The 14,340-nt window shown below is 64.4% G+C and carries 9 protein-coding genes and 1 tRNA gene; 5 read left to right on the forward strand and 5 right to left on the reverse strand.

Translation table 11 applies throughout. From position 1 onward, the window contains the following. Positions 1-85 precede the first annotated feature (85 nt). Positions 86-592, reverse strand: a complete 507-nt coding sequence (locus tag ACTIFE_RS02620; protein ID WP_439527608.1) for a MarR family winged helix-turn-helix transcriptional regulator — start codon at positions 590-592, stop codon at positions 86-88. A gap of 414 nt (positions 593-1,006) precedes the next feature. Here ACTIFE_RS02620 and ACTIFE_RS02625 point away from each other — a divergent pair, with 414 nt between their 5' ends. Further along, positions 1,007-2,230: a tetratricopeptide repeat protein gene (locus ACTIFE_RS02625; RefSeq protein WP_439527609.1), complete on the forward strand. Its 1,224-nt coding sequence runs from the start codon at positions 1,007-1,009 to the stop codon at positions 2,228-2,230. A 359-nt stretch (positions 2,231-2,589) separates the two neighbouring features. Here ACTIFE_RS02625 and ACTIFE_RS02630 read toward each other — a convergent pair whose 3' ends face one another. The 4 genes from ACTIFE_RS02630 to ACTIFE_RS02645 form a co-directional block, all read right to left on the reverse strand. Next, a complete protein-coding gene (locus ACTIFE_RS02630; protein WP_439527610.1) occupies positions 2,590-3,882 on the reverse strand; it encodes an RsmB/NOP family class I SAM-dependent RNA methyltransferase in 1,293 nt (430 codons plus the stop codon). 67 nt (positions 3,883-3,949) lie between these two features. Further along, positions 3,950-5,452: an IMP dehydrogenase gene (gene guaB / locus ACTIFE_RS02635; RefSeq protein ID WP_439527611.1), complete on the reverse strand. Its 1,503-nt coding sequence runs from the start codon at positions 5,450-5,452 to the stop codon at positions 3,950-3,952. Positions 5,453-5,635: 183 nt separating this feature from the next. Next, a complete protein-coding gene (locus ACTIFE_RS02640; RefSeq protein WP_439527612.1) occupies positions 5,636-6,373 on the reverse strand; it encodes an RlmE family RNA methyltransferase in 738 nt (245 codons plus the stop codon). Beyond that, positions 6,370-7,866 (reverse strand): Ppx/GppA phosphatase family protein, encoded by a 1,497-nt coding sequence (locus ACTIFE_RS02645; protein WP_439527622.1) that lies wholly within the window; start codon positions 7,864-7,866, stop codon positions 6,370-6,372. Before ACTIFE_RS02645 ends, ACTIFE_RS02640 begins: the two co-directional genes overlap by 4 nt. Before the next feature lie 974 nt (positions 7,867-8,840). Between ACTIFE_RS02645 and ACTIFE_RS02650 the strand changes: the two genes are divergently transcribed. The 4 genes from ACTIFE_RS02650 to ACTIFE_RS02665 all read left to right on the forward strand — a co-directional run. Beyond that, positions 8,841-8,914: transfer RNA gene (locus tag ACTIFE_RS02650), tRNA-Gln, on the forward strand. A 594-nt stretch (positions 8,915-9,508) separates the two neighbouring features. After that, complete coding sequence (locus tag ACTIFE_RS02655) at positions 9,509-11,965, forward strand: SEL1-like repeat protein (RefSeq protein WP_439527613.1); 2,457 nt, start codon at positions 9,509-9,511, stop codon at positions 11,963-11,965. 435 nt (positions 11,966-12,400) lie between these two features. After that, positions 12,401-13,771, forward strand: a complete 1,371-nt coding sequence (locus ACTIFE_RS02660) for a phage major capsid protein (RefSeq protein WP_439527614.1) — start codon at positions 12,401-12,403, stop codon at positions 13,769-13,771. 355 nt (positions 13,772-14,126) lie between these two features. Continuing rightward, positions 14,127-14,340, forward strand: a 214-nt coding sequence (locus ACTIFE_RS02665) for an NAD-binding protein (protein ID WP_439527615.1), incomplete at its 3' end; no start/stop codon positions are given.

Raw genomic sequence — 14,340 nt, forward strand, 5'->3', positions numbered from 1 at the left:
CAGCTTCTACTCTGACATCTGACGGAATTGAACCGGATTCTTGATATCGACAGCTGGCAAACCGCAAAAGGTCTGCGGCGCCCGGTCAGGCGCCATCCCTGGTCTGCAAGGCCGCCAGAAGGCTGGCCAGCCGGATGCGATCCGACGCGCCAAGACCCTTGAAGATCTCGCCTTCAAGCGGCCCCAGCTTGTGTCCGATTTCCCCGGCCAGATCCCGTCCCGCCTTGGTCGCCTTTAATACGACCAATCGGCGGTCTTGCCGGTTTTCGGTCTTTTTCAGCAGTTTGCGATCCGTCAGGCGCATCGCAGCCCGGCTGATGGCAACCGCATCAAGCCCAGTTCGCGCGCCCAGGTCCCGGACCGACCCCTCCCCCGCCTCGATCAAGGCGGACAGCACAAGCCATTCCGGCAAGGCGATGCCATGATCGCCCTGCAGCGCCTTCACCAGGCGCCGCTCGACAAGGCGAGCCGTGGCCAGGATTTTCAGCGGCAGGAAGTTGTCAAGCCCGATCGCCGGCTCGCTGTCGAACAGGCTGACCTGTGCCGGGGCGCTCGTCGCTCCTGCTGTCGATTTGCCGCCCTTGGCCGCCATCTTCGTCTCCCCCGGTTGTCCCGGTTGCCGTCCCAGTTGCCGTCCCGGTTGCCGTCCTGGTTACCTGTCCGGACATCACGCCTGCCCGACGCAGGCAACCAAGCCGGATACAGCTCTTGTCATATCAATTTCACTTCAAGTGAAAAGATCTCGTCTGCCGCAGTTCCGGCTCCTCCACAGCTTTCACGGGCATCGCGAGCCACCAGCCACCCCGCCCGCGGGAGCAGCTTTTGACCCCGGGCACCAGACTGGATATGGTTACCGCAGACGCGGCAGGGACGATTCGGTCTGCATTCCAAGGCAATGTGCCGGCACTCGGGCCGGCAAGCAGCAGCGGTTAGGGTACCGCCGCCAGAAAACTCAGACCGCCAGGCAGGTTCCAGGCCCGATCAAGAGGGGAAACGGTCCTTCGCCATGACAACGGCCGACATGTCCACGACAGAGGTTGCGCGCGCAGCGGAGAGCACCGCCGAAACGTGTCCGCCGAACGGCGGAACCGTAGCAGCCCCGCGACTGGAAGCCGGAACGCCGTCCGAAACTGAAGCAGCGCCAACGGCTCCCGTGCCCAGCCTTGAAAATGTGCGCCGATCCCAAGAGGAAGTCGAGGACGCCTATCTTCAGGCAACCGAGGCCATGCGCAACGGTCAGCTTGAGGACGCGGCTGCACAGTTCCGCAAGATCCTTTTTGCCCATCCCGATCACACCCGCGCCCGCGCCAATCTGGGCAACTGCCAGTTCCTGCTGGGAGATCTGGCCAATGCGGAGGCCGCATTCCGCGCCGCTCTGGCGGAGGATGCGGACAATCACAACGCTCTCTACGGGCTTGCCAGCATCCTGATCCGGCAGGGCAATCTGGACGAGGCGCAGGAACTTGCAGCGCGGCTCGCCGCCTTGCTGCCGGACAGTGCGCCGGCGCTGACCTTGCTCGGCGATGCAACCACGACCGATCCGCGCCCGGGCACAGCCATTGCAGCCTATCGCGCAGCCTTGCGCATCGATGACGGTTATGCCCCTGCCCTCACCGGTCTGTCGCGCCTCTTGCTGAAACGCAGCCGCCTTGATGAGGCGCGTGACCTGGCCGAGCGGGCCACCCTGTCCGGAGCAGTCTCTGCCGAGGCTTTCACCTGTCTTGCCGATGTCCTGGCGGCCCAGGGCGACCTTGTCGCAGCCCGCAATGCCTATGAGACATCCTTGCGGCTCGAGCCGGGGGATGCCGCGGTCAAGGTGCGATTGTCGCTGCTTGCGCGCAAGGCCGGCGATCTTCGCGCTGCCCTGCGCCATGCCGACGATGCCTGGACCGACCAGAGCGACAACCGCGAGGCCGGCAATGCGGTCGGGGCGGCCCTTGCCGCCATCGGAGAACGCCTGGCCGCCCGTGAAATCCTGACCGCGATCGCGAATGGCCGCAGCGTGCCGGACTGGGTTCGCGATGTCATTGAACGCCACCGAACCGTGCCGATGCCGGACCTCGTCTGGTCTCCGCATGCCCCGCTTCAGTCGCAATCCGCCGAGCCGGTCCCGGCCCTGACAGCAGAAGAACCGGAGCTTGCCGGATCAGCCGATGCGAGTGATCCGGCCGCCGCAGCTGATCTGGAAACAACCACCGATAACGCTGAGCCCGACAATCAGATCGGCTGAGGCTGCTTCAAATGAAAAACACCGTGCAGTCGTCAGACCGCTCGGTGTCAAACTGCTGACAAACCTGCTCACAGTCATCCCGGCCCAGCTGAGCGCCAGCGAAGCGCCGAGCCGGGATCCAGACATCAGCCGCGCGAAGCGCGACAAACTTGTCAATCGCAAGTCTTATCGCATTGATTTGTCTATGGGCTCGCTTACGCTCGCACAGACGCGCTGGATTCCGGATCTACGGTTCGCTGAACGCTCACCTTGTCCGGAATGACGGCAATCCGTCAAAACCCGAAGTTTGTCAGAAATCAGACACCGTGCAGTCGTCAGACCGCGCGGTGCTTTTGGATTTGGGCCGTCCAGCGGCCCCGTCAACCGACCCGGGTGACAACCGAAAGGAAGAAACCATCCGTATCGGTGGTAGCCGGCGTGAGCAGGATATGACCTTCCAGGCTCACGTGAGCGGGCATCGGCTTGCCCGGCAGTGCCGCAGCAAATGACTCGGCCGCCGACTTGCGGGCAAACCGCGCGTCCCGGGCAAGAAAGGCTTCGATCTGGTCGCGGTTTTCCACATCCAGGATCGAACAGGTGGCATAGACCAGCCGCCCGCCGGGCTTGACGAAGCGGGCCGCCGCATCCAGCACCCGTGCCTGTTCCTCGATCCGGTCGGCAAGGGCCTTTTCGCTGAGGCGCCACTTGGAATCCGGCCGCCGGCGCCAGACGCCTGTCCCCGTGCAAGGGGCGTCGACGAAGACGAGGTCCATCTGGCCTTCCAGATCCTCGAGCGTTCCCGTTCGCGGATCACGGACCTGCACATTGCGGGCGCCGGCCCGGGCCAGCCGCTCATGAATCGGGGCGAGCCGCAGACGATCATTGTCATAGGCGTAGATCTGGCCACGGTTTTCCATCAGGGCAGCCAGCGCCAGCGTCTTGCCGCCGCCGCCAGCGCAGAAATCCAGCACCTGTTCGCCGGGCTTGGCCCCGGCAACCAGCGCCGCGATCTGGCTTGCCTCGTCCTGCAGTTCGAACCAGCCCTTGCGATAGCCTTCCTCGGCCTGCACATGCGGCAGACGTGCCGCCCCTGGCTTCGGCTCGACCCTCAGGCCGTAGGGCGAGAGGGACGTTTCCTTCAGGTCGATATGCGCGAGGCGCTTGAGGACTTTGTCACGCGATGCCTTCAACGTATTGGCGCGCATGTCGATCGGCGCCCGGCGCGCCAGCGCCTGGCCCTCCGCCACCGCATTGGCGCCAAGCGCTGCGGAAAAGGCGGGCCACAGCCAGTCCGGCACGTCCGCTGCGGTGGCATCAGGCGCCGCATCCTCACGCGGGGTCGTCAAGCCGACGCGTTCCGCGTCGGTCAACGGCTCCGGCGCATGGCGGTCATCCGCCATCACCTCTTCCAGCTTGGCCAGGCCCTGCTGCCAGTTGAGCGCATAGGTCGCAAGCGCCAGCGCACGGGCACTGGCATCCTGCATCTGCCAGCCAAGGCTTTGCTTGTGGCGCAGGGCATCGAACACAAGGTTGCCGATGATCGTGCGATCTCCGGAGCCTGCGAATCGATGGCCGTTGCCCCAGTCCTTCAGCGCGTCCTGCACCGGACGACGGCGACTTTCCACCTCGCCCAGCACTTCGATGGCCGCGGCGATCCGTCCACCATCTTTCATGTCATTGCTCCAGTGTTTCAGGCGGGCACCACGGCGCCCGTCCCGGCCACCGACTGCGCCCTGCCCGTCAGATATTGGTCGGGTAGTTCGGGCTTTCCCGGGTGATCGTCACGTCATGGGCATGGCTTTCGCGCAGGCCCGCGCCGGAGATGCGCACGAAACGCGCCTTCTCCTGGAATTCAGGCAACGTCCTGGCGCCAACATAGCCCATGGCCGCCCGCAGGCCGCCGGCCAGCTGATGCAGCACGCTCGACAGCGGGCCCTTGTAGGGCACCTGGCCCTCGATGCCTTCCGGAACCAGTTTCAGCGCATCGCGCACTTCAGCCTGGAAGTAGCGGTCGGCAGAGCCGCGCGCCATGGCTCCGACCGAGCCCATGCCCCGGTAGGACTTGTAGGACCGGCCCTGGTGCAGATAGACCTCGCCCGGGCTTTCCTCGGTGCCAGCCAGCAGCGAGCCGATCATGGCACCGGCAGCACCGGCAGCCAGGGCCTTGGCCAGATCACCGGAATACTTGATGCCGCCATCGGCGATGATCGGCACATTGTGCTTGGCGGCCTCGTCACAGGCTTCCAGAATGGCGGTCAGCTGCGGCACGCCGACACCGGCGACGATGCGGGTGGTACAGATCGAGCCCGGCCCGATGCCGACTTTCACGGCGTCAGCGCCGGCATCAATCAGCGCCTTGGTGGCTTCGCGGGTGGCGACATTGCCGGCCAGCACCTGAACGGTGTTCGACAACCGCTTCACTTCGCTGACCATCTGCAGCACGCGGGCGGAATGGCCGTGCGCGGTATCGACCACAAGAAGATCGACGCCAGCGTCCATCAGCCGCTCGGCGCGCTGCATGCCCTCGTCCCCGACAGAGGTCGCGGCGGCAACGCGCAGGCGGCCCTGGTCGTCCTTGGAGGCGTTCGGGTTGAGCTGGGCCTTTTCGATGTCCTTCACAGTGACCAGGCCGATACAGGTATAGCTGTCATCCACCACCAGCAGCTTCTCAATCCGGTGCTGGTGCAGCAGGCGCTTGGCCTCTTCCTGGCTCACCGTGTCCCGCACGGTGATGAGGTTCTCGCGGGTCATCAGTTCAAAGACCAGCTGATCCGGGTTGGTGGCAAAGCGCACATCGCGGTTGGTCAGGACGCCCACCAGACGGCCGGTCAGCTGACCGCCGAGGCCGCCATTCTCAACCACCGGAATCCCGGAAATGCCATAGGCCTTCATTAGGTCCAGCGCATCCTTCAAGGTCGCATCCGGTCCAATGACGACCGGGTTCACCACCATGCCGCTCTCGAACTTCTTCACCTGACGCACCTGTTCGGCCTGCTGGTCGAGGGTGAGGTTGCGGTGAATGACACCGATGCCGCCGGCTTGCGCCATGGCAATGGCAAGGCGCGCTTCGGTGACTGTGTCCATGGCGGATGACAGGATTGGCAGGTTCAGTTCGATCGACCGGGTGACGCGGGTGCGCAGGTCCGTGTGGGCAGGCATGACCTCGGAATGCCCCGGGATCAGCAGCACATCATCGAAAGTGAGCGCCTCTGCGCCTGTTGCCGGAACGAAAAAAGTGGCCATTGCCAAATCCCCTGTTGAGAAAGCCCGAAATCCGCCATCCCTTGCCGGGGATGGCGGCGACGAAGTGTGCTTCGGCGTTGCCGGAGAAGTTGGCGCGGGTGAATAACACGCAGGTGACACCTTGAAAAGATCAAAGCGCCATCAGTCCCTGATTGCAGTTAAGACCCCGCCAGTTTGACAGGCTCACATGTCCTCGTCTTCACCGCGTCCAAAGACTGAGCCAGGGGCACTTTTACCGCGGAAACCCTTGGCAACGACGTAAAGTTCCGGGCTTTCCTTGCGGCTGGCCGGTGGCTTGATGTGGGCGACCGAGACGAAATCCCGCTTCAGCAGCGCCAGGAGTTGCCCCTCCGTCCCGCCCCGGAACACCTTCGCCAGGAACACACCGCCGGGCGCGAGATTCTCGAGAGCGAACTGGATCGCCACTTCGAACAGGTGAGTCGTGCGCAGGTGATCGGTCTGCCGGTGCCCCGTTGTCGGTGCGGCCATATCGGACAAGACGACATCAGGCTTGTGCCCGCCAAGCGCGGCGAGCAGTGCATCCGGCGCGTCCTCGTCAAGGAAGTCCTTCTTGAGAAAAGTCACGCCCGGGATATGGTCCATGTCGAGATAGTCGATACCGACGATAGTCGGCGCGTCTGGCGACGACCCAACCCGGTCGACCGCGATCTGGCACCATCCCCCGGGCGCTGCCCCAAGGTCGACGACCCGGGCGCCGGGTTTCAGCAGGTTCAGCTTGTCATCGATCTCGATCAGCTTGTAGGCCGCGCGCGACCGGTAGCCGTCCATCTTGGAGCGGCGCACATAAGGGTCGTTGAGATGGCGCTCGAGCCAGCGGGTCGAGGACACCGTCCGCTTGGCCGCCGTCTTGACACGCACATGCAGGCCACGCTCGCCTGAACCGCGTTTGCCGTCGGTCATGTCTTTCCTTTCTGCCCCCGATGGGGCCGGTTGCCGCGCGACCAGACGCCGTCAGCAGCCATGAGTTCCGTCAAGATGCCCTCGCGCAAGCCCCGGTCGGCAACCCGCAGCCGCGAGCAGGTCCAGCGCCGGCGGATGGCCTCGAGAATGGCGCAGCCGGCCAGCACCAGATCGGCCCGGTCCGCCCCGATGCACGGGTTGTCGATCCGCTCGTCATAAGACATCGCACGCAGCTTCTCGATCATAGCCGCGACGTCCTCATCAGCCAGCCAGGCGCCATCCACCCGCCGCCGGTCATAACGCCTGAGGCCAAAATGCACCCCGGCAAGTGTCGTCACCGTGCCGGAGGTGCCCAGCATATGCACCTGGCCAGCATCGATCGCCTCGTTCAAGGCCGACCCGACGGCAAAGCCCTGCAGATGCCCGGAGACATCATCGACCATGTCCTCGAAGATCTGATGCGTCACATGCATGCCGCCATGGCGTTCGGCAAGGTTCACCACCCCAACTGGCAGGGAGGTCCAGGCCCGGATGAAGCGCGTCAGCGCATAGCCGCGTGCGTTGCCCCGGTTGCGCAGGTCCAGCCAGACGATTTCAGACGAGCCGCCTCCGATATCGAACAAGAGCACGCCCTCGGCCTCCCGGTCGACAAGCGTGGCACAGCCGGCCACCGCCAGCCGCGCTTCGGTCTCCCGGTTGACGATTTCGAGCGCCAGCCCGGTTTCCCGCTGTACCCTTGCAATGAACTCTTCCCCGTTGCCAGCGGCCCGGCAGGCCTCGGTGGCGATCAGCCGGAACCGCGACACGCCCCGTTCAACCAGCTTGCGTTGGCAATTGTCGAGCGCATCGATGGCCCGGTCCATCGCCGCATCGGACAGAAGCCCGCTGGCGCCAACGCCCTCGCCGAGCCGCACGATGCGCGAGAAGGCATCGACCACCTTGAAGCCGCGTTCTTCCGGACGCGCAATCAGCAGCCGGCAATTGTTGGTGCCAAGATCCAGCGCGGCATAGAGCTGGCTGTCGCTTGTGCGGCCGGACAGGAAGGTGCCCGCCAGCGCAGCCGCCGGGCGTGTGCCCTGCGCCCCATCTGAGCCGCGCGGCAAGCCCTGGTCCTGCTCACGCCCCCGCGCACCATCTCGACCGGCTCCGACCTTGGCCGCACCGGATGGACCCAAGGCCCCAGGCGCGCTTGTCTCCGCTGAATTGCGCAGCCCGGCCTGGCCATTGCCACCAACGGCAGGCGCAGGAAGATCAGCGCGAAAGTGACCACTCGGACGCCCCCGGGCCCGGCGCCGCCGGTTGCCCTCAGACTTCGGCCCCGCCCCGGCAGACGGGTTGGCTGCGGCAGGCCTTGGCCCACCGCACGGCCCCGCGTCGCTCCCACCGGAGCGCGGCGGCAACGCGCCTGAAGCGTCCCCGCCTCCACGCCCCGTTGACCCGTCTCCCGCCTGATCCGCTTGACGGGAATGCCCGCTTGAAAGACCTGGCGGCAACGCGCCGGTGGCTGGGGAGGCCCCGTAGGCCCCGCCAGATGCCTCCCGCCCGCGTGTCGCTCCCGACCCGGCCCCTGATCTTGACCAGGGCGCCACAGCCGACTTTTCGTCCAGTTGCCGCCCCGCCCGCGCGCCCTCGGAGGGAGCGACCGGCTGCGACGCCTGTCCAGCATGTGCTGCCTGTCCTGGCTGTGCTGGCTGTGCTGCCTGTCCCGGCTGTGCCGCCTGTCCTGGCTGTCCTCGCTGACCGGAATGCCCATGCTGTCCCTGTTGGGCACTGGGTGCAAACGCCTTCGCGCCGCCCCGGCGTTTACCCTGGCGGCGTCCATGCCCTGTGCGGGCCTCTGCGGGCGGCGCCACAGCGCCTGAATCCCCCAGCATGTCGGCGCGGCGCTCCGCCCTGTTCGGGCGGCTGCGCCGTTTGCCTTTCTTTTGCGCCGGACGCGGCGCCGAAGACGTTTCCGCCTGCGGCCTCGGTGCGGAAGCACCGGATTCGCCTCCCCGTCCGCTGCCGGCAGGAACCTTGTCCTGGCGACGGCGTTTCTTGGAACGCGGCCGCCCATTGGCAGCCACGGGAGGCGACGCCGCGTCAGCCTGCCCCCGTGCTTTCGCGGGGGCGTCCTGACCCGAGTCGTCCACTTCGATGTCCTTTTCGCGCAGCCTCAGCCTGACTGGCCGGGCGCGCCTGATCGTGTTGTTGACGAAAGTGTAACAGGTTGCCCCCGCGCACGCAAAGGACACCTTGGGTCCGACGCCTGCCGCGCCATTGGCAACAGGCAGGAGCGCCGCGCGGAGCGATATGTACCTTGTTTCACGGCAAAGGCACGGATCCCTGCCAAGGACAGCGTCGGCAGACTGTCATCCCTCAGTCATCCACAGGCTGAAAAACTTTTTGCAGGAGCCTGTTGATCGATCCCGATCCTGCAGCTATAAGCCCCTCACATCGCGGCGCGGACAGCAGCCGCGGCGTCTACTGGGGAATAGGTTAACGGTAGACCCACGGACTCTGACTCCGTTAGTCCTGGTTCGAATCCAGGTTCCCCAGCCAAATTTCCAGATAAAACCTGTAAGTGCCGCCCTGCCTTCGAGGCGGACCATGTCCATCGAGCCTGTTTCAATGCGCTTCGGTCGGTCACATTTAGGTCCGGTCACATTTAGGCCCGGTCGCGTTTGGGACCTCATACCAATCCATATCTTTTCGCGCGCGCGTGACGGGCACACAAGCTCCCCGAGCACCACCACACCTGTGCCACACCATAAAGTCTGATAGCGCCCCCTGGTACATTGGCGATCAGGCATAGCTCTGGATCCACCTTACAAGTCTCGGAGACGTTTGCGTCAAACCACAAGCAGATCAACCCGCAGCTTGATATTGGCGGTGCCAGAATGCTCTCAAACTTTTGCCAAGTGAATTGAAGATGATGTAAATCAGCAAGACGATCAAAAAAATCAATAAATGTCGACAATTGAACATGAAGGCCCTTCTGTCGCCGCGCTCATGCCAGATCACCGACACAATTGGCCAGTTGAGCCATAAAATGTTGCGCTGCGGGTTGACCAGGTCACCTAAGGCGTTAGGATTGACTGGAAGCGAAGTCCAATTTGATACGCTGATCTGTTGTTTTTGAAGAAGGAATTGACTATGACGATTTCATCCCGTCTCTCCCCTTTCCGAAATCTGCAGCTGCAGCCAGGCGCCTCACGCCGGCTGAACCTGGCCCTCGGCCGGAGCCTTTTCGTCACCACCGCGCTGCTGTTCGTCCAGCCTGGGGTTTCTACGGCTCAGGAGGCGCAGAAACCGGCGAGTATCAGTGAGTTGCGCCAGATCGTCCGCGACGGCGGCGCAGATGACGCGGTCCAGTCTGCACTGGCGCAGATCAAGGCCCGAGCCGAGGCCGGCGACAAGGATGCCCTTCATGCGATGGGCGATTTCTATTCGCGCGGCGGCGCCGTGCCGCAGGACCCGAAGTCGGCAATCGAGTTCCTGACCAAGGCAGTGGAAGCCGGCAACGTCTGGAGCAACGTCCGCCTTGGTGAGATCCACCGCGACGGCATCGGCGTCGACAAGGACCTCGCCAAGGCCTTCGCCTATTTCCAGGCTGCAGCCGACGGCGGCAACACCTCCGGCAAAATCGCCGTCGCTCGCGCCCTGATCAGCGGCCAAGGCACCGACGCCAACCCGGACCGGGGCCTTGCCCTGCTCACCGAAGTCGCCGAAACCGGCGACAAATGGGCGCTCTATACGCTTGGTGACCTCTACACCCGGGGCGGACCAATCGCCGTCGACGGCGCAAAGGCCATCGACTATCTCACGAAATCCGCCGAGGCCGGCAACAGCGGCGCCTATACGCGCCTAGGGGAAATCCACCGCGATGGCATCGGCGTCGACAAGGACCTCGCCAAGGCTTTCGCTTACTTTCAAGCTGCCGCTGAGGCCGGCAACACCTCCGGCAAGATCGCCGTCGCTCGCGCCCTGATCAGCGGCCAAGGCACCGACGCCAACCCGGACCGGGGCCTTGCCCTGCTAACCGAAGTCGCCGAAACCGGCGACAAATGGGCACTCTACACGCTTGGCGACCTCTATACCCGTGGTGGAGCAATTCCCGTCGATGGAGCAAAGGCAACCGAGTTCCTGGCCAAGGCCGCAGAAGCCGACAATGTCGCCGGCTATGTCCGCCTTGGTGAGATCCACCGCGACGGCATTGGCGTCGACAAGGACCTCGCCAAGGCTTTCGGTTACTTCCAGTCTGCCGCCGAGGCTGGCAACACCTCAGGCAAGATCAATGTCGCCCGTGCCCTGATCAGCGGCCAGGGCACAGCACCAAACCCCGACCAGGGTCTCGCCGTCCTGACCGAAGCCGCCGAGACCGGCGACCGGGGTGCGCTCTATACGCTCGGCGACCTCTACACCCGTGGCGGAGCAATCGCCGTGGACGGCGCAAAGGCCATCGACTATCTCACGAAATCCGCCGAGGCCGGCAACAGCGGCGCCTTTACGCGCCTAGGGGAAATCCACCGTGACGGCATCGGCGTTCCGGTCGATCCGGCCAAATCGCTCGTTTATTTCCGAGAAGCCGAAAACGCCGGCTCCTCAAGCGCCAGCCTGCGTCTGGCGGAGGCCGCTCTTTGGGGCTTTGGCGAGCCGCAGGATGTCGAAAAGGGGCTTGGCCTGCTGCGCGCTGCGGCAGACGCAGGGGATGTATCGGCAATGCTGTCCCTGTCAGATGTTCTGCTGCGCGGCGAACTGGTGCCGCCAGATGCGCCTGAAGGCCTGCGCCTCCTCCAGGCAGCAGCTGACACGGGCAATGTGACCGCCCTTCTGCGCCTAGGCTCGGCCTATCGCTATGGCACCGGCGTGCCGAAAAACCCGCAGAAGGCGCTGGCTGCTTATGAAAAGGCGGCAGCCGCCGGCAACAGCGGTGCGCTTCTGGACCTTGCCCGCGGCCACATGAACGGCGACTTTGGCCGCAGCTCCAGCCAGAAAGAGGCTCTGGCCTATGCCCGCAAGGCGGAAGGACTTGGCAACGCCGGGGCGACAGTGCTGCTGGCCGAGTGGGCACTTTATGGCAAGGGCCAGAAGCAGAATGTCCGCGCGGCCCTTGCAAGCCTGGAGACCGCTGCCAAGGCCGGCAACGCCGATGCCGCCCGCCGGCTGATCGGCCTCCACCGCAGCGGCGCCGGCAAGACGCTCAGTGCAAACCCGGCTAAAGCTAAGGCCGCGCTTGCTGCCTATGCTGAGCTGCTGACCCCGGCACAGCAGGCCCAGGAAGAGCTGTTGCTCCTCGGCACATCGGCCCGCACCCGCGCCGAATTCGAGGCCCTCGCCAAGGCCTTCAAGGCCGCGCCGCAATCAACCCGCATCGGCCTGCTCACCACCTTGCGCTGGTCCAATGCCAATGCCTTTGTCTATCTGGTGCAGGACGAGTTGAAGGCACGCGGGCTTTACAAAGGCACGCTGAACGGATTGCTGACCCGGGACACCATCCGCGCTGTGACGACCCTGTGCGACAGCGGCCCCTCGGGCGACCGCTGCCGCAAAGGCCCGCTCTCGGGCGATGCCGCCCGCCTGATCGCCGTCCGCGTCGCCGCCGGCGCCTGAACGTACTCCGCCCGGTCCGGCAGGCACGGCTTGCCGGACTGGGCGCATGATCGAGTGCCAGAGCGGGTGCCTGAGCGGGTACCTAAACGAGTGCCGAGCGTGCGTCGGACCGCTTGCCTGACCCTGCGTGCGCCGCCTCCCCTTGGCGTCATCCCGGGCGGAGCGCAGCGAAGACCCGTGACCGGAGAGCCCAAGGCTTTCAAACCCTTGCCCAACCAACCCCGGTTGATCGCTGGCTGGTTTCGACCCAAAGCCCGCTCGCCGGATGTGTCCAGACGTTCTGGCAGGCTCCAGAATTCAGCAGCACGCCCCTGCACGCAAAACCTGCGCGAATGCGCAAAACCACCCCTGGATGCAAACTTATCCCCGGTCTGCCGCACCGTGAGACACTCGAGCTGTTCCCGCTCTCCGGGAACGGCAACAGGAGTGTCATGAATGAGTGAACCGAACACGCCACAGGATGGTCTTCTTGAATATGGTACCCCCGTCGGCGGGCTGGAACTGCGTGCCGAACCCGACGACGACCACGCGCCCTATCGCAGGCCGGGCATGCCGTTTCTGGAAACCAAGGCCTATATGCAGCCCGCCTTGGCTGAGGCTCGCCCCGACCCGCAGGTGGAAGGTCTGGCCCGGGTGCTGGACGAGCACCGGCGCAGCTTCGAGGAGTTCAAGCAGGCAAATGACCAGCAGCTTCTGGAGCTGAAATCCCTGCGCGGCCCCGATGTTCTCACCGAAGACAAGCTGAAGCGCGTCGAACGGCGCATGGACGATCTCGCCCTGACCGTGCGGCGCATGCACCTCCATGGCGGCGAAGCATACGAGGACCCGGACAAGATCGAACTGAAGAGTGCGATCGACAATTATGTCCGCCGCGGCCGCACCGATGGCTTCCATGCGCTGGAGACACGGGGCATGTCCGTCGGATCTGAAGCCGATGGCGGCTATCTCGTCCATCCGGAAATGGAAAAGGCGTTGTTTGCGCGTCTGCGCAAGGACACGCCAATCCGTGCCCTCGCCAGTCAACTGACCATTTCGACGGGGCTCTACAAGCGCCCCTTCGTGATCAGTGGCCCAGGCGCCGGCTGGGTGGCGGAAACCCAGGTCCGGCCGACCACCTCCAGCCCGCAAATCGCTGAACTGAACTTCCCGACGCATGAACTTTATGCCTGCCCCGTGGCAACCAAGCAGTTGCTCGATGACGGCGTCATCGACATCGAGGCCTGGCTGGCGGTGGAGCTCTATTCGGCCTTCTGCGCCCAGGAGGCGACCGCCTTCATCACCGGCAATGGCACATCGCAGCCGAGAGGAATTTTATCCTATCCACAAGTCAACCCAGAAGCGGCTGGCTTTGGTGAAGTGGGCACGCTGGTGACCGGCGCGAATGGCGGCTTCAAGGCGGATGCCCCGATCGACTGCCTGATGGATCTGGTCCATTCCCTGCCAGCTGTCTATCGTAAGAACGCCGCCTTCCTGATGAACCGCATGACGCTCAGCGCCATGCGGCGGCTGAAGACCGAGAGCGGAGACTATCTCTACCAGACACGGATGTCCGACAAGCTGGAGGAGACGCTGATGGGCTTTCCCTTGGTGGAATGCGACGACATGCCGGGGATCAGCCCGGGCAGCACCGCAATCGCCTTTGCTGATTTCCAGCGGGCCTATCTCATCATTGACCGCCAGGGCATCCAGATCCTGCGCGATCCCTATTCGGCCAAGCCCTACATCACCTTCTATGCCACCATGCGCGTCGGCGGCGGCATTGCTGATTTCAACGCCATACGGCTCTTGAAGTTCGCGGCCAGCTGATCGCAGAAACCCGCTGAAACCCCTCAAGTCCGGCCCGTCCTGCGACGGGTCGGACACCCCCAGGCTAGCCACGGCCGCCAGCGGGGGCCGCCGATGCCTTAACCTTGATCAAACGTTAAGCGGAACACGCCTCTCCCCGCGGCAACGGCGAATTGAAACCGACATTAAACTCGGGTAACACAAAGTCTAGGCGGCTTGCTCCGTTGCAAACACACGCGCAAACCTCTGGAATGAGTGCAAGATCCACCCCGCGCCGTCGACAGCCTGGAATTTCCCGGGGCTGGGCACAGGGTCTACGGTTCCGGCACAGCATTTGCTTTAAGTTCAGTGCCATACGTTTGGTCGGGATTTTGACATGAAGATTGCGATGATCGGCTCCGGCTATGTGGGCCTTGTTTCCGGTGCCTGCCTTGCGGATTTCGGCCATGAGGTGACCTGTGTCGACAAGGCCGTCGACAAGATCGAGGCGCTGAAGCGCGGCGAGATCCCGATCTTCGAGCCGGGGCTTGACCAGCTGGTCGCCACCAACGTCAAGGCCGGGCGCCTGTCCTTCACCACCGATCTCTCCG

It is taken from the genome of Pannonibacter sp., from assembly GCF_051860505.1.
GTDB lineage: Bacteria > Pseudomonadota > Alphaproteobacteria > Rhizobiales > Stappiaceae > Pannonibacter.

What these genes read in the sequence shown, in the direction of transcription:
- ACTIFE_RS02620 (WP_439527608.1), bottom strand. Translation starts at nt 592, where the DNA reads ATGGCGGCCAAGGGCGGCAAATCGACAGCAGGAGCGACGAGCGCCCCG.
- ACTIFE_RS02625 (WP_439527609.1), top strand. Translation starts at nt 1,007, where the DNA reads ATGACAACGGCCGACATGTCCACGACAGAGGTTGCGCGCGCAGCGGAG.
- ACTIFE_RS02630 (WP_439527610.1), bottom strand. Translation starts at nt 3,882, where the DNA reads ATGAAAGATGGTGGACGGATCGCCGCGGCCATCGAAGTGCTGGGCGAG.
- guaB (WP_439527611.1), bottom strand. Translation starts at nt 5,452, where the DNA reads ATGGCCACTTTTTTCGTTCCGGCAACAGGCGCAGAGGCGCTCACTTTC.
- ACTIFE_RS02640 (WP_439527612.1), bottom strand. Translation starts at nt 6,373, where the DNA reads ATGACCGACGGCAAACGCGGTTCAGGCGAGCGTGGCCTGCATGTGCGT.
- ACTIFE_RS02655 (WP_439527613.1), top strand. Translation starts at nt 9,509, where the DNA reads ATGACGATTTCATCCCGTCTCTCCCCTTTCCGAAATCTGCAGCTGCAG.
- ACTIFE_RS02660 (WP_439527614.1), top strand. Translation starts at nt 12,401, where the DNA reads ATGAGTGAACCGAACACGCCACAGGATGGTCTTCTTGAATATGGTACC.